Below are 16025 nucleotides of genomic sequence, written 5' to 3' on the forward strand. Positions count from 1 at the left end.
AAAAATAATTTGGATGACAAACCCCCACTCGTTAGAATAGGGGTTTGTTATTTAGGACTGATATTGCATGATCTCTTTTATTTCTTCACGAGTGCGTTCGTCATACTCCCAAGTACAAAGTTGAAGCACTTTTGAAATCATTTCTTGTGACATTGGTTCATTATTTGTGTTGTCTTCTCCGAATTCTTTTTTTATTGCTTGGAATGTTTGTTCGTTAAAAGTAACATTTACATCGTATATCCTAATTAAGGCATCAAGAATGGTTTCTTCTTGAAATGGTTTTACTACAAAGTCTCTCGCTCCTTGTCCAAGAATCTCTAAAATTACAGGCAAGAAGCCTCTAGCGGATAAAGCTAATATTTTTGCGTCTTTGTCGATCTCCTTTATTTTTTTTGTTGCAGTTATGCCGTCCATTATAGGCATATTAATATCCATGATAACAATGTCTGGTTGTTCATCAGCAAACTTGTCAACAGCTTGTTGACCGTTCTCCGCCGTAACAACGAAATAACCATGCTTTTCTAAGATTTCACCTAGAATTTGTCGCATAAAAACTACATCATCAACAACCAAAATCTTCTTCGCACTCATTCCCTTTTCATCCCTTTCTATCTCATTTTTTCTTCGATTAACAGAAGCGATTGTCTTCTCTAGAGCGTTTTTTTCAATCTCAAGTTGTTGACCCCTTGCATTTAAGGCTAGTTTTAACCTTTGTCTATCCAAATACGCTCCATTATGTAGTAGTTCCCTGATGGCATCTAAACTGAAACCATATTGCTTAAGTTCAATTATTAATAATAGTTGGCTAACTTGCTCTTTTGAATAGTACCTGTAACGGTTACTCTCTTCAACGTGTACGGGCTTTAGTAAGCTAATTTCATCATAATACCTTAGTGCATCAACTGATGTTTTAACGATTTTCGATATTTCGCCAATTGTATACACCAAACCCCTCCTTTCCGATATGTACCTCTGACAATGACTATGATAAACCCTCGGGTAACTCCAAGGTCAAGCAATGTTTCATATTTTTTATGATTTAGAAGGTTTCATTTCGTATCAAATTTTCCGAATGGCGACTTTAATAAATGGTACCATCCTATGCTAAACTGCCCGTTAGCGTAGTGAAGGGCTACCACGACGGCTGCCCTTTTGATATTGAAGTATAGTTCTCCCGTTAGCTCAATGACCTAACTCTCCTTTATGATTGGTTACCTTGATGGTCATAAGGGTGAAAATTGAGAAAGTGACTGTTCGTGGCTGCATTGGGACAGTAGCCCCAGCCCCCTTACGCTGATAGTCAAGCGGAAGGGGCTTTCCCTTTTGGCGGGAATCCGAGGTCAATCGTCCGAAGAATGAGGATGCCGGCTTGCTCGTTCATTGTAAAGCTCTCCCCATTCTTTCATCAGCAAAATAATTGGGTTCAAGGTTTTACCAAATTCGGTTAGCGAGTATTCTACCTTTGGCGGCACCTGATCGTACGTTTTGCGCTCTATGATCCCTTCACGTTCGAGTTCCCGCAATTGCAAGGTAAGAATATGATGCGTGACCTGAGGGTAAATTCTGCGAAGCTCGCCGAACCGCTTCGTTCCGCTCATTAAGTGATAAAGAATCACCCCTTTCCACTTTCCACCAATAACATCAAACGTCGTTTCGACTGGACACTTTTTTTCTGGAGCATTTGCCATCTCGTTATCCCTCTGCATAGTATTATTTTTGTTACTTGGTATTATTAATTTGCGTACTTTAAGTATATTACTAACTTAAATATAATGAAATAGCCGACGGCATCCAATATGTGAAGGGAATGATTGCAATGGGGATAGCGGAAGACATGAAGAGATTTGAGGGCCAGACAGCGATTGTCACTGGAGGCGGCACCGGAATGGGCCGTGCTGCAGCGCTAAGGCTCGGCAGGGAAGGCGCCAATGTCGTCATAGCGGGTCGACGAACAAAAGAGCTTCAAGAAGTTTATGAAGAAATTGTCTCTCAGGGAGGTAGGGCCCTCGCTGTTCAAACTGACGTTGCCGATCCTCGTCAGGTCGAAGCGCTTGTAAACAAGACGCTGGATGTGTTTGGAAGTCTGGATATGGCTTGGAACAACGCCGGCATTCTTGGTGCTTTCTCACCTGTACACAAACTATCCTTTGAAGATTTCGATACTCTGATGTCGGTCAATCTGCGTGGTGTGTTCGCCTGTCTAAAATACGAGATCGCTGCAATGCTCGACCGTGGAATCCGTGGCTCGATCGTTAACACTTCTTCGTGGACAGCGCATGGGGCAATGCCGGGTACTTCAGGCTACGCAGCATCCAAGGGAGCACTCGATGCAATGATGAGAACCGTGGCGTTGGAGGTTGGTCCTAGCAACATTCGAGTTAACAATGTCAGTCCTGGAATGATTGCAACCCCGATGTCGCAGGAGGTTCTAAGCGACGAGACTACGGCGCGTCCCTTCGTCAAGCAAACTCCCTTACAGCGGGTGGGCCAATCCGAAGACGTGGCGGATGTCGTGGTCTGGCTTCTCTCTGACGACGCTCGTTTTGTTACTGGTCAGAGCATATTCGTAGATGGCGGTTACACTATCGGCGGATTACGTCCGTGACTGAACGAAGCGATATATTGAAGCCAAACGGCAGCCGAATGATTAATTCCCGGCTGCCGTTTGGTCGTTCATAGATCAATATACACCGTGGCTGTTGTACAAGTAGTCGATGGACTGTGTGTTTTCTTACAAACAGCACTAACTAAATTGTGATGCCCGTTGAATCAACTTCTAGTCTCTAACGTCTAAACCTTCTTGTTCTCTAACACCTAAACTACAATTGAGAACAACTGAAGAAAACTGCCCTTTAGCGTAACGAGACTGCTGATTCATATTAGCATCCACATTTTCAGGTTATTAACCAAAGAAGGAATAGTACACTAGACCAGCAACTATAACATAGTACAGATCTTCGATCCAAATGGAAGTAGGCCGATGCGATACGTTAATATTCATATCACGGTCCCATGTAATCTGTCGCAGTTTATGCTTCAATGTTCGATAGGCAGACGCATACGTAATTAAGTAGATTGCTGGAACCCCAGCGGCCTCACCACGCCACCAGACAAGAAAACTCCTCTTGCAAGCTTGACTAAAAGAAAGTCTAGTGCCATCTGGATTTCTTACTCTTACCCCAAATACAAATTTGCCTGGTGTTGTTCCCACAAACGACAGAAACAGAGATTCGAAAGGTATCCAGACCAGCAAAAGAATCATTGTCAATACGTACCCCCCTGTCCCTGATATTAAAAATGGCTCGTACACGATCCAATCTATAACTGGAGAAACAAAAGGGACGGAAGGATTATCCAATAATGATTGAAATAAAGAGACAAATAATAAAGAATCCAAATATCTAGCCCATAATCGGAGCCATGGTCTAACCTTCGCTTTTTCTTCATTCCATTCAAATTGCGTATATATTTCGGCTACTAACCATTCCCCAAGCTTGTGTTTCCTTACAAGCGTACGTTTGTTAATGTGCCCTGCCCTTATTAGTTCCGACATTTCCTCCGTAGTAAAAGGACCGTAGATATCCTTTTCATTTTTATAGAACCATTCAATCAATTAGATGGGCCTCGTTTCTCTACCGTGAATATTTTGCACTGCTCATATAGTGAAACACTATTTTTCTTGCATAACCACAGGTAAATATATACTTTTCAAAAGGTATATCTTATTGAAGTATACTGCCAGTTAACGTAATGAAGCTGCCGATCGTGCCGGCAGCTTCGTCCATTGATGTTTTATTCAACTATAGTATCCGTTAGCTCAATATTAAAAGTGCATCTAACCAAGTAAACCACGGTACCACGATTATATGCCCATACAGTAAGCCAGCCTTTTGGCTTCTAGAGGCAAACCGAGCAAAATAAGTTGATCGCAGATCGCCCGGATAACTTTGTCATCATCCACTCCTTGGACCTGACAGTCACGGATAAAGCCAAATAACCCTGCTTGCTGCGCGCTAGCAATATAGGCCTTTAAATGTTCGACATTCCGGCCCGGGATTTCCTTCATATGCCATGGGTGAGGAGCCGGTCTATTCAGGCCATCAACTGATATGCCCCGTGCCGTGACCCCCAATCCATCAGATGTGGGCAAGATCAGTTCGTTCCAGCGTGCTCGCCGTACCTCTTGTATGTAGGCATATCCGTCAGGGAGGGGCTGAAAGCCGAAGCACTGCATAGCGAAGTCACGCACCTCGATCTTCTGCCGTCGCCACTTCTTCCTGTCGAAATACTCGTTCTCTTCCTCGTCGTCCTCATCCTCCTGGTCTCTCAAATAGGACAGGTATTGTTCCTCGGATTCAAAATTGTTCAGCAAAAGCCCTTCATGATCAGAAAAATGAAGTAAGAAAAAATCTCTTATATTGTTGGCGACTATTTTCGTGCAATTACCAAAATCCATAGGGTCAACGCGAATGATCGGCGCCAAACTTAAATCAGTCACAGAACCGAAATCTGTCAGGAGGGAAAAATGAATGCCATCCATGCCTGTACGCGCGAACATAATCGCATCAGCTGGAGAACTTCTGTACCCGCCGTTGTCACACGGATCGAATTGCAGAAAATAGCCTGTCGGCGTCTCCAAGTAAGGAAATTTCTGCTTGATCTCCTTCTCCCATGCCATGATCTCATCCAACAATGGCGGTATTTCGTAGGAATGTACCATAATGCTCTCTTCTCCTTCAACCAGTCTATTCTGTTAATTATATTTAATGTAAATTTCGACCCCTCAACGAGGCCCTGCCATCAGGATCAATGCCTCATGACGTCTGGACACCTACCAAAGTAACCTCCCGTTACTTTAATACACAAAAGAAGAGGCCGCGAATCAAGCCCCTCAACTATAGTTCTCTGTTAGCATAATTCCGACTCCTCAGGGTATTAAACCTTCCTTCTCAATACCTTTCCAGTATAAAAAACAATTATTCCAAGTAGCATCAATCCCAGGATTTCTATCGTTCTCCACATCGGGCTTGATATATATCCAAATGTGACATTATGTTGTAGATAATCAACTGACTCATATGTCTCGACAATATTTGGAACATAGTTCATTGTAAGATACATCCCTTGAATAATCTGAAAAGCATAAAAAACAAATACAAAAATTAGTCCTACAACGAGAGCTCGAAAAAATGGTTTTTTCATAGTTACCTCCTCGTTTTCAATATCCTTATTTTACCATATTATATCAGTGATATAACAATTACGCACGCATTACTGCCCCGTTTGCGTAGGGAAGTGCCGCCATTAGACCGCTCCTCGGGTATTTAACTATCGTTCTCCGCTAGCTCAATTACCTTTTGGTAATTGGTTTGCTAGGTAAACTTTTTAAAATATCAAATATATCCATCACAGTTTCCTTAATGACTTCATCCCCACCAGTTCCATTTATTGCAGTATCGAGCCTTGCGTATATGATCAGCAGCAGGCTTCTTGCTTCAGACTCGTCTAATTGGCTAAGTCTCTTTAACCTTCTCAATTTCTAACAATACAAGCACCTCCTCTGAACGTCTATCACTATTCAGCTATCGTTTCCGTTAGCTTAATGACACATTGTCAGTCTAAGGCTATATTGGGCTGCAACTTTCTTTTTGCTTTCTAATACTTTTTTATTCTAGACTTTATTTTCTTCGAACAGCTGCGTCATTTACTCTATTTTGCTCCCCTAGCTACTAACAGATCATAAATTTGTTTTGCTTCGGATATACCCATGAAATCTTTAAATCCTTCCAAAAGTGACTTGCCTTCTGGACCTGTAACATTAATAGATGCATTCGCATCAAGCAGATACTGAACGGATTTGACAGTTTCCTCCGTATAATTTCTAAATAATGGGTAAACTGCCGAGTATAAAACACTACCTCCGTTATCAGTTCTTGCATTTGGATCTGCTCCAAGATCAAGAAACTTCTTTACAACATCAGGGTTATTCCTTCCTGCAATAATGATTAATGCTGTAGAACCACCTTTTGCAGCTTTTTTAACATCAGCATTTTTTTTCAACAAGGGGTCTATCATAGTTGGGAAATAAGTACTTGCATACATGAGAGGTGTATAGCCTGTTACCTTATCGATCACATTAACATTTGCTTTTGTATTTAAAATATATGGATACAGATAGGAGCAAGCATTCTGATCATAGTTGTATAAACGCTTCATAAATTCTATAAGAAGAAGATCAAGTTTCTCAGATGGCAATTGTGAAAGAGTAGACTGAATTTGTTTTTCATCCTGTTGTTTAGCAGAAGCAATAAGATTATCAAGGTGCGACTTAACACCGTCACGTACTTCATTCACTCGGACTTTAACTGTTGTATACCCCGTGGAATTAAATCCAGAGAGAGTTGTTTTAAAAGATTGAATACCCGGATTAAAATCATCAGAGAGGTCGGTAGAACCCAGTAACTTACCATCTTTATCGTAAAATTCAATTGTTAAATTCACATAGCTTGTAGCTACTCGATCAACTTTTATATGTCCTTGTAATCCCTCTAAATTAATCGAAATGGTTTCAACAACTAAATCCCCGATGGAAATCGATTTGTCATTTGGATCTTGAAGATTGATTTGCCCATAGGCCAACGAAATTACTTGATTTTTTTGGTCGTAACCTACGATCGTACCAGTATTCTCTGCTATATAACGAATTGGGACATACGCGTGACCATCCACATTTAGAATCCGATATTCTTCACTCACTTCATGGGTGACACCATTAATATTAATTTTTGCAGGGAAGATCAATGCTTGTATGGTATCTGATGCAATCGCCACGCTGGAAAAACTAGCAACTGCCCCCACAAGTAAGCCTGATATAAATTTTTTCAAATGGATCACTTCCTCCTATAAAAAAATTCTAAGAATTAGTTCAGTTAATACGTTTTGCCTTAATTATTCCTATTCGTAAATAGCTCCGCTAGTAGAACCATCAGGAAATGGATAATGGGTATAAATTAGTCTGTCTTGTATACCAGAGTTCAATTTTATTTACTTTTCCGTCATCTGACCAATGTACAAGAAGCTGGGTACTTTTTGACATTGTTCTAAGCCCATTAATATCGATATTTAGTCCACAATATAGATAACCAAACCAGGCAACGGTGAAATATCATATCTCCATATAAAAAAACCCGAATTAGAAGCTAGTTCTCTTTATCCTTCCTTAGAATTCTTAAGTAATCTAACCAAGCAAGCTGTCTTAAGTAAAATACCTTTTGGAAACACCTTAATTTCATTTTAAAAGTTAGACGTTTTCATTTCCATAAAGTTCCTTTTATGGTGATGAAAATTCAAGTTCAACAAAAGATTTTCGATTTTTAATTCCACAATGCTGCCCGATAGTTGAGCAGGCTGCCGATGATGCCGGCAGCCTGCTCGTCATGCTACTATCGTTTTCTGTTAGCGTAATCTTTGTCAGATTAGGGAAAGTTCAGGTCATTACTTAATCTGATCAGCTTATCATTGTATAGTTTTAACTTGGTTTCAAAACTGCTTCTATTTTGTTCAAAATCCCGTGTCCATTTATACATCATCTTTAACATCAAAAAATCTAGTTTATAATGACACTTTTCAATTCCGAGTTTTTGCTTAAGGAATCGAGTTAGAATTCTTATTCTACGCTTCCACAATGGAGTATCAAGAAATATGATTGTATCTGCCATTTGATATAAACATTGATAGGATTCTCTATCAGTTCCTTCAAATATCCACGTTCCGTTTTTATCAATTTCCATTAATACATCAATTTGCTCTTCTGCTGTACGCTTATACCGCCCCGTTGACGTTTGATGATGAACAATGGAATCGAGTTCATACCAAGGTACATTAATTTTCTTTGATAAGCGTTTTGCCAATGTCGTCTTACCACTAGTTACAATTCCAATAATGAGGATTTTTTTCATTCCTATTTTGGCTCCCTAATATCGGTGATACATATTTCTTCGTCATATATGCAGGGATTCCTTTTAATGTAAGTTAAGCCATAGATAACTGCCTGTTAGTTCAACGCCCAGTAGGACATATGTATAAAATCGCTTATTTTGTGAAGGTGCAATGGAAAAGGAGCTGCCGTGGCAGCTCCTTTTCCTGACGTCTCATTTTTTCTTTTGCCGTCGAATATTATTACCACTCCAACCGCTCCTGAGACAAGCATAGATATCAATTAAAAACGCAATTATGCAAAATGCTCTATTATCTTAAATATTACTATTGAACACTCTTAGCGAAATGACCGTTAGTATAGTCATACTCATTAAAGAGCCCTACGCTGCCATAAGGAATGATAAGTTTATTCTTATCCAACTCCACCTTTTGTTGAATCATTTCGGAAAGCTCGAGTTTTAATGGATTGATTTTCGATACGTCGGAAACCGACGTATATGAGAATACCCACACATGGCCGGTCACCAGTCCATTGCCTGCGGTAAGTACGATCTCTGGGTTACCATCCCCATCGAAATCATGAAGCGTTGCGTGGATACTAAAACCATCGTTTAAATCGCCATAAGGTTTAAATATGTCGGCACTGCTGCCTTTATCCAATTCCAATGGCCAGCCAAACTTATCTTCATTAAAGATTACATTCATTTTTGTACCATTTGGATGATCACGCCCAATAACAACGGTTGCGCTTCTGTCTTTAAACTGTACTGATAAGTTTGCGTCTTCCTCCCCGTCTTTCCAAGCCACCGAGGCGTCACCATTATCCGCTGGTACAAATCCAGGATCGTTGATGCTTGCAGTACTCGATGCCTGGTCCCATCCAACTTTTTTTCCTAATAGATCGGCCACATCACGTAAAGGGATATAGGTTGTACCGTTGTATAGAATATTGTCACTTGCTACTTTTTTACCGTTCACCGTTAGATTGACGTTGTTGAATAAAACTTCAATTGTACTTTTGTAGCCAGCAGCTAGAGCCGAGCCGCCAACTAAGAGTGAGGTTAAAACAAATCCGATTACCATTCCTTTGAGTTCTTTACGCACGTGACTTCCTCCATTTGTCTATTTGAAATGTATATGTCTTGCTATATATCGGATTTAAATGCAATAAATTGAATGATTGAACTCTTGTTCTCCGTTAGAGTAAGGGACGTTTATTTTTGAACCTCAATTTAACTCTCCATTTTATTAAGATTGCTATTGAGAAAACAAAAACAATTATCAGTAATGATTTATTTTTCCACACGGGTTCTGTTAATTGGTTGAGAGCGTGAATATCTTTGCTTGCCTCAGTAATCAGTTTATTGCCGCTACAAATACTGGTGGATTCCTTACCTTTAAGATTTTCTGTATAAACTAGATACTTATTTCCTACTTCAAATTCTGTCCCACACATACCATTGAACCCACTATACACATATCCATCTGTGAGATTGCCCTTCCAAACCTTATCCGCACTAAAAATGTTCCCGCCATCTTTATCTTTGCTTATTAACGAACCTGTGAATACGACACTAGATAGTTCAAATCTTTTTTCGATGCCTGGATCGCCGCAACTACATGCATACGCCGTATTAGGGCGTAGTACACTCAAACTGAATATAATACAAATAAATAAAATACCAGCTAAGTTTTTTTTATTCAAACTATCACCTCACTCCAGTTTGTGCAGTCGAAAATATAGACGCAATTTGGAAATTATTGTTGCACTATCCTGCCCGTTCGCAACAAGACTGCCGTTCAATTTCGCGGCAGCCTGTGTTGTTTGTAATTGAGCTATAGTTCACCGTTAGATTCCTGTAGATGGATAAATTTCAGCTTTGTAAAAAAAGGAGCGCCTCTGTACGATGGAAGTACGCTACGGGTCAAAAGCCCTTTAATTCCATCATCCAGGAGGACGCTCTACTATGAAGTTTAAATCACAAGATAAGCAAAATCAACTCATTGAAAACATTACCTTTAATCATATTGTTGTTGGTGTAGACATTGCTCAGGAGGCCCATGTTGCCAGAGCGGTTAACTTTCGAGGTGTCGCTCTCGGTAATCCTTTAGTGTTTAGTAATGACGAGGATGGATTCAAGTCCCTCGACCGTTGGATTCGCGACTTGTTAGCTTCATTTAAATTATCTCAAGTTATCGTTGGTATGGAACCCACTGGCCATTACTGGCTAAGCCTTGCCGGGTGGCTCAAAAACAAAGCCATTGAAGCCGTACTTGTTAATCCTCACCTAGTTAAAAAGAATAAAGAAAACCGCGACAATACACGCTATAAAAGCGACAAAAAAGATGCTTTAGTTATTGCCGACATGGTGAAAAACGGCTACTACTCCCCTGTCCGCTTCCATTCTTCCGAATACGCGGAGCTGCGAGTGCTTATGGCTAACCGAGAAACGGTCGTTAAACGACTCGTAAGTGCCGTTAACCAGATCCACCGCTGGGTCGACATTGTCTTCCCTGAACTGAGACAAGTCTTTAAAATCTTAACTTGCAAGGGTGCATTGTTAACCCTTCGGCTTTTTCCGCTCCCGGCTGAGCTATGTAAACTAAGTCCTGACGATGTAATTAAAGGATGGCAGAAATCAATGAAGCGGCATTCTGGTGTGCGTAGAGCTCATCTACTCATCGATCTTGCCAAGAAAACTATTGGATCTAAGCAGGCAACACATGCTTACAAACTCCATCTAGAGCAGCTCCTTGAGGAGCATGACTTAGCCACTAAACAACTGCAGAGGATAGAAAAAGAAGCCAAAGACGTTGTTGAACGTATCCCCTATTCAGGAAAAATGCTTGCCATTACTGGAATAAGTCCAATTGCTCTAGCTGGTGTTTTAGGAGAGTCTGGGGATCTTAGAGGTTATGCGCACGGGAACGCTCTACTCCGTCACGCAGGACTTAATATAACCGAAGCAAGCTCTGGGAAATGGAAGGGACAACTGAAGCTCAGCAAACGAGGTCGTCCACGTCTGCGTCACTTTCTTTATTTAATTACGATGTGCATGGTCATGAGTAACCAAGAATTTAAAGCCATACACCACTACAATGTTCAGGTGAAAAAGCTTAAAAAGATGAAGTCTATCATGAAGCTATGTGGAAAGCTAGCTCGACTCTTAGTAGGAATGGCTCGTAGTGATGAAGCTTACAACCGCGATAAAATCTTTGTATTAGCAGCTTAAAATAAACCTTATCTCACGCAAGTTGGCGTATTCGCAGGAGACAAAGAAAGCACGGAGTATCGGGATACATTACGCAAAAAGGCTCTGACCTGTTCCGTTAGAAAGACCGACCTCCACCCCTTAGATAGATGTAACGAAGGAATGATAGGGCGCTTGACCCGTTGAGACATGGGAGTGAAAATCGCTAAGGGCATCGTGGAGAATACGTGCAGCATTTGGAATGAATTGGGTGATTCAACTCCACCTCTGTTCCCGCATGCCTTTTTAACGACACATCCTAATATGTCTCGCTATCTTTCATTCATCATTGATATCTAAAGGATGAAATCCTGCGAATAGACGAGCTTGCGTGAGGAAATCAAATCATACCGAGGGAGCGTAACGAAGGTATTGATTGCCAGAGTCTATCCACCGAATGAAATTCTATATCCATCTGGATCTTTAATCGTAAACTCACTAAAAAAGTCATTTAAATCAGGTCCTTTAACAATCTCTATTCCTTTTGTTTTAAACTCCTCAAGAATTCGTCTTACATCTGTATAACAAAAAGCGTCAAAATATAATCCACCCTCAACCGAGGAAAAGGGCTTAACATCACTTTTATTCTTCGCAGGATGTAAAATGAAAGTAACCGTGTCTCTACTCATATGGACATGTTGTATATCAGGTCCACCAATTAGTTCATACTTGAATCCAAGTTTCTTATAATATTCGATTGAATCTTCTAAATTACTGACAAGTAATACCATGGTGGGTCCTTTTAATTTCATTTCTTCCATAGCAATACCTCCAATTGTTTTTACATAAATCGTAAAGATATATTCGACGAATAACTAAAATTACCTTTTTATGTAATTTGAATGATGTGATTAATTCCGCTATACTGCCCGTTAGTTGAGAAAAGGCAACCGATTCACTACGGTCGGTTGCCTTTTCTTGTTGTTAATGAACTATCTATTTTCTCCGTTAGTTGAATAGTCTCTAAGTGAAGTATCCATTAAATTAGTTCAAATTCTTATTATATTGTTCTAATAAATCTTTAATCAATACTCCATCAATACTTAACCCATTAATATTACAATTCTTAAGTTCCACGTTTGTAAGATTACATGAATCAAATATAGCTGTACTCAAATCACTGTTTTTAAAGATTACTGGCTCCACGTTTACCCAATTGTCAGTTCCAGGCTCTTCGAGTAAATGACTTTTCTCCGCTGATGGACGAACAATTTTCTCAAATATAGTTCCTCCCATTTGAATCATATCAATAGTTACATTCGAAAAATAGATATGATTCCATTTAGAATTCACAAAATTCGAATGGGCAATTGAAGTATCCCTCAAATCATTATATTTAAAAGTCGCCCCTTTAAAACAAACCTTATTTATCTCTTCGTTTCTTAAATCCTGCAATTCCAGTCCATTATTTGAATCCAATACTTTCTTTTCTGTAAGTGGCACTGCAAACATCCTTTCATTATGAATTTTTAGAATCGTCATGATTGAATAGGATTTAATATTCGCATTAAATCTCCGTTTTCCTTTTTATGTAAATAACTTATTTTGTACTTTTCCAATTATAATTCCCCATTTATCCTCATAGCTCTGGGCTGCTACTAATAGGTTATCAAAAGAATATGAATACAGCTACGACCACGCAAATCTGCCCGTTAGCTTAATCAGTTTGAAAATACTCCTCCCTGCCTTCCGTCGGGAATGAGATAAAGATCTTGTTGTACCCAAAATATCACTCCTAACGAAATGTTAATATTTAACTATATCACTGTCACTTTTTCCACAATGCCATCCCATTATCCACCCAATAGCTTAATGAGGCTACCACTCGTTTTCACAGCGGTAGCCTCAATTTGTAGTTTGTATAAGTAACTCGTTTGCGTAATAAAATGTGCGATCTCGTTAATATCATTCCACCTTAAAAACTATATAAGTCCCCGTCTCATTAGTCTTAAAAGGTTTGCTAAATTCCTTGAACACTAATTCAGCAGCGCTCGTAATAAAGTCTCTAATCCTGTCCGTGGATCTGCCAAGTTTCAAAATCCTACTATGTAGGTTGTTTTTTTGTCACAAGACTACAATACAGGGGAATTTCCGCATTTTTTACTGTGACGTAATTTCCTAATTTCTCAAGCTTCTTTTTTTCATTTCTGAAAAATAAATTTATAAAAGGCAACCGCTTAAAAGTTCGGCTGACTAACACCGGTACCTAACGCAATATATCATGTTATATATTCTTTTGGGTAGAGGTGAAGTTCCTAGATTAAATTCATTTTGGATAAGGAAACAGGTCTATGATTTTTATGCTTTGACCCTTTTCGTTAGTAAACACCACATGTTCTCGTCTAAATTCTCGAGGAGTTTCCAAGCCGCATGCTGCTGCCAAAGAAAATAAGCCTTCCCTCAACTGAAGAATATAGTTCATCACCCGCCATTGTTTCTCTTCAGGAGCTAGCGCCTTTTGGTATTTAAAATCCGTAGTCGTAATGCCAGTCGGGCACTTGCCAGTATGGCACTGCATAGCCATAATACAGCCATTAGCCATCATAAAACCGCGTGCAGAGTTCACACAATCCGCCCCTAATGCCAACGCGATTGCTACTTTATCAGGAGTAACGAGCTTTCCGGAAGCGAATATTTTAAAACGATTGCGCACGCCGAATCTTCTAGCCGTATCATCTAAAATCAGCAGTGCTGTAAAGAGTGGCAGCCCCATACCGTCCGCCATCGCTTTGAAGGTTGCTCCAGAACCTCCCTCAGAACCGTCAACAGTAATGAAATCAGGATACATATCCAAGTCCACCATTGCCTGAAAAAAAGGTTCGATTCGCTTTGGATCGCCTACAACAATTTTAACACCTACCGGCTTGCCTCCTTCTCTTTGTAACCTATCTATGAAGCGTAATGCATCTTCGGGATTAGTTAGGAACTCGAACCGGTTTGGTGAGTTAACGGTTTTCCCCACGGGTACTAAACGAGCTCTTGCAACTCTCTCCGTAACCTTAGAGCCCTCCAAATGCCCCCCGCGAATTTTAGCTCCTTGATGAAATTTTAGCTCGAATGCCTTGATATTAGGGGTGTTAGCTTTTTGTTTATATGCATCTATAGAGAAGAGACCCGTACTATCGCGGAAACCGAACATGCCGGGGCCGATCTGGGAAATAACATCAACGCCGGTAGCCAGATGCACATCCGCTACACCACCTTCTCCAGTATTGATCCATGAACCGCCTGCCATGAATGCTCCGCTTCCAGTAGACAGTATATAATTCTCCCCTACAGCTCCGTACGAAGTGGCCGAGGCGCCGAACATACCTTTTAGCTTCCATGGATACAAGCGGTTTTGTCCGACAACGATTGTATCGTTATCATGTAGTAGCCAAGGCTTAATTTGTTCATCCACGATCTTCTCTTTCCTTGTGAAAAGCCCTTCGTCAGTAATAACATATTTCCTTCCAGGTAAGAGCACTTCATTATCAACTCTTAGCTCACTGGTTAATTTGGGGAACATGGCGTTCGACAAATAGAATCCTGGCTTCTCATAGTCTCTTCTTCCTCCAAAGGAAATAAGATCAGTTCGATATTTCGCGGCATAAACGAGTCCGACATAATCAGCACGCGAGAAAGGTTTCCCTTCTGTATCATTGTCAAACCAGTATTGACGAAATTCAGGCCCCAACTTTTCTAGTAAATATCTTATCCAGCCGAGAAACGGATGCGAACGAATGATGGAATGCTTTGGGTTCTTAGATAATGCATACATGTAACCGAAAAAAATGATTGGAGGTAACACTAGAATAACCAGCAAAATAATAAGTAGGATATTAAACATACATGATTTAACCCCTTCCAAATTGTAAATCGAATCCTATTTATATTTCCTCAATTCCCCAATAAGCATTCAATTGTAAACGTGATCTTAGATTTACCTTGGATTAAAAATAAAACAGCGGCGAACTAAGAAATGAGAAATAAATTCTTAGTTCAACGCTGTTGCCTTTACGCGTACTTCATTCGGACAATGTTTCGATATCTTTGAATCGAATTTATTATTTATCATTGATTCTGGAATAGAGAATAATCACCCAAAGTTAAGCAACTGAAATTTGTTTATTTAATACAGCAATAATGCCATCGGTAACCGCATTTGCTACATTTGTTTGAAACGCTTGAGATTGGATACGCTGTTCATCTTCTTTATTTGAAATATAACCCAGTTCAAGTAATAAGGATGGACTTGCATTCTCTCGCAATACATGGAAGTCTCCCTTTTCTACCCCACGGTCCTTCGTATCCATATTCAGCTTGAATAACTGCTTGTGCAAAATATTTGCTAGTTCGTGATCTTCCCATTTGTTGTAGTAAGTTGTTATGCCTGCTACATCATCGCTTGTAAACGAATCAAAGTGAATACTAATAAATAGGTCAGCTGAATCATTTTTCGCAATATCAACACGCTCATCTAAAGTTAGGAATTCATCTTTATCACGTGTCAAAACGACGTTTACTCCCGTTTTCGCTACTAACTCTCGCTCAATATTAAGGGCTGTTTGAAGCGTAATATCTTTCTCATAAGTGCCGGTCTGACCCGTTGCACCCACATCTTTTCCACCATGCCCAGCATCAATGACAATTGTTTTCCCTTCTAAAATGCGGCTTTCTTTATTGATAGATTCGCTTTTTATAGAATTCATAGTTTCATTCTTAGATAGGCTATTCGCCTGTATTTTAAATACAAATGTAGCAGAAACAAATAATAGGATAGCGGATAAGGCAAGGATCATACTTTTTTTCATCATTGGATCTCCTCTCTAAGCAAACTCTATCTGGCTGAAATGA

The 16025-nt window shown here is 40.0% G+C and carries 15 protein-coding genes and 2 pseudogenes; 3 read left to right on the forward strand and 14 right to left on the reverse strand.

All coding sequences use genetic code 11. From position 1 onward, the window contains the following. Positions 1–246: 246 nt before the first annotated feature. The 3 genes and pseudogenes from NYR53_RS34465 to NYR53_RS17235 form a co-directional block, all read right to left on the reverse strand. Positions 247–591: pseudogene (locus tag NYR53_RS34465) on the reverse strand (response regulator); the annotation flags it as partial. 156 nt (positions 592–747) lie between these two features. Continuing rightward, a pseudogene (locus NYR53_RS34470) lies at positions 748–945 on the reverse strand (MerR family transcriptional regulator); the annotation flags it as partial. Between the two features lie 395 nt (positions 946–1340). After that, on the reverse strand, positions 1341–1688 hold the full coding sequence (locus tag NYR53_RS17235; protein WP_261300495.1) for a winged helix-turn-helix transcriptional regulator: 348 nt from the start codon (positions 1686–1688) through the stop codon (positions 1341–1343). Between the two features lie 146 nt (positions 1689–1834). Here NYR53_RS17235 and NYR53_RS17240 point away from each other — a divergent pair, with 146 nt between their 5' ends. Then, positions 1835–2605, forward strand: a complete 771-nt coding sequence (locus NYR53_RS17240; RefSeq protein ID WP_261300496.1) for an SDR family NAD(P)-dependent oxidoreductase — start codon at positions 1835–1837, stop codon at positions 2603–2605. Positions 2606–2902: 297 nt separating this feature from the next. Here NYR53_RS17240 and NYR53_RS17245 read toward each other — a convergent pair whose 3' ends face one another. The 7 genes from NYR53_RS17245 to NYR53_RS17270 all read right to left on the reverse strand — a co-directional run bounded on the left by NYR53_RS17245 (position 2903) and on the right by NYR53_RS17270 (position 9643). After that, entirely contained in the window at positions 2903–3613 is a 711-nt protein-coding gene (locus NYR53_RS17245) for an RDD family protein (protein WP_261300497.1), read from the reverse strand. Positions 3614–3862: 249 nt separating this feature from the next. Beyond that, positions 3863–4720 (reverse strand): hypothetical protein, encoded by an 858-nt coding sequence (locus NYR53_RS17250; protein WP_261300498.1) that lies wholly within the window; start codon positions 4718–4720, stop codon positions 3863–3865. A gap of 215 nt (positions 4721–4935) precedes the next feature. Next, positions 4936–5202 carry a hypothetical protein gene (locus NYR53_RS34475; RefSeq protein ID WP_367618538.1) on the reverse strand — a complete coding sequence of 89 codons (267 nt, stop codon included), beginning with the start codon at positions 5200–5202 and terminating at the stop codon, positions 4936–4938. 507 nt (positions 5203–5709) lie between these two features. After that, positions 5710–6885, reverse strand: coding sequence for an ankyrin repeat domain-containing protein (locus tag NYR53_RS17255; RefSeq protein ID WP_261300499.1), 1176 nt, complete (start codon positions 6883–6885; stop codon positions 5710–5712). A 590-nt stretch (positions 6886–7475) separates the two neighbouring features. Beyond that, positions 7476–7958, reverse strand: coding sequence for an AAA family ATPase (locus tag NYR53_RS17260; RefSeq protein ID WP_261300500.1), 483 nt, complete (start codon positions 7956–7958; stop codon positions 7476–7478). A gap of 304 nt (positions 7959–8262) precedes the next feature. Continuing rightward, the gene (locus NYR53_RS17265; RefSeq protein ID WP_261300501.1) at positions 8263–9042 is read right to left on the reverse strand and encodes a stalk domain-containing protein; all 780 of its coding nucleotides are present in this window, start codon (positions 9040–9042) and stop codon (positions 8263–8265) included. Positions 9043–9136: 94 nt separating this feature from the next. Next, the gene (locus NYR53_RS17270) at positions 9137–9643 is read right to left on the reverse strand and encodes a hypothetical protein (protein WP_261300502.1); all 507 of its coding nucleotides are present in this window, start codon (positions 9641–9643) and stop codon (positions 9137–9139) included. Positions 9644–9905: 262 nt separating this feature from the next. Between NYR53_RS17270 and NYR53_RS17275 the strand changes: the two genes are divergently transcribed. Both NYR53_RS17275 and NYR53_RS17280 read left to right on the forward strand, forming a co-directional pair. Beyond that, the gene (locus tag NYR53_RS17275; protein ID WP_261300503.1) at positions 9906–11171 is read left to right on the forward strand and encodes an IS110 family RNA-guided transposase; all 1266 of its coding nucleotides are present in this window, start codon (positions 9906–9908) and stop codon (positions 11169–11171) included. A 174-nt stretch (positions 11172–11345) separates the two neighbouring features. Next, a complete protein-coding gene (locus NYR53_RS17280; protein WP_261300504.1) occupies positions 11346–11489 on the forward strand; it encodes a hypothetical protein in 144 nt (47 codons plus the stop codon). 86 nt (positions 11490–11575) lie between these two features. On the opposite strand, the gene NYR53_RS17285 is transcribed toward NYR53_RS17280, so the two are convergent. The 4 genes from NYR53_RS17285 to NYR53_RS17300 form a co-directional block, all read right to left on the reverse strand. Then, entirely contained in the window at positions 11576–11950 is a 375-nt protein-coding gene (locus NYR53_RS17285) for a VOC family protein (RefSeq protein ID WP_261300505.1), read from the reverse strand. A gap of 223 nt (positions 11951–12173) precedes the next feature. Beyond that, complete coding sequence (locus NYR53_RS17290; RefSeq protein WP_261300506.1) at positions 12174–12671, reverse strand: pentapeptide repeat-containing protein; 498 nt, start codon at positions 12669–12671, stop codon at positions 12174–12176. Between the two features lie 784 nt (positions 12672–13455). Continuing rightward, on the reverse strand, positions 13456–15018 hold the full coding sequence (locus NYR53_RS17295) for an FMN-binding glutamate synthase family protein (protein WP_261300507.1): 1563 nt from the start codon (positions 15016–15018) through the stop codon (positions 13456–13458). A gap of 259 nt (positions 15019–15277) precedes the next feature. Next, positions 15278–15985 carry an N-acetylmuramoyl-L-alanine amidase family protein gene (locus NYR53_RS17300; protein WP_261300508.1) on the reverse strand — a complete coding sequence of 236 codons (708 nt, stop codon included), beginning with the start codon at positions 15983–15985 and terminating at the stop codon, positions 15278–15280. Positions 15986–16025 lie beyond the last annotated feature (40 nt).

Origin of the sequence: Paenibacillus andongensis, from assembly GCF_025369935.1 — a bacterium.
GTDB classification, from domain to species: Bacteria; Bacillota; Bacilli; order Paenibacillales; family NBRC-103111; genus Paenibacillus_E; species Paenibacillus_E andongensis.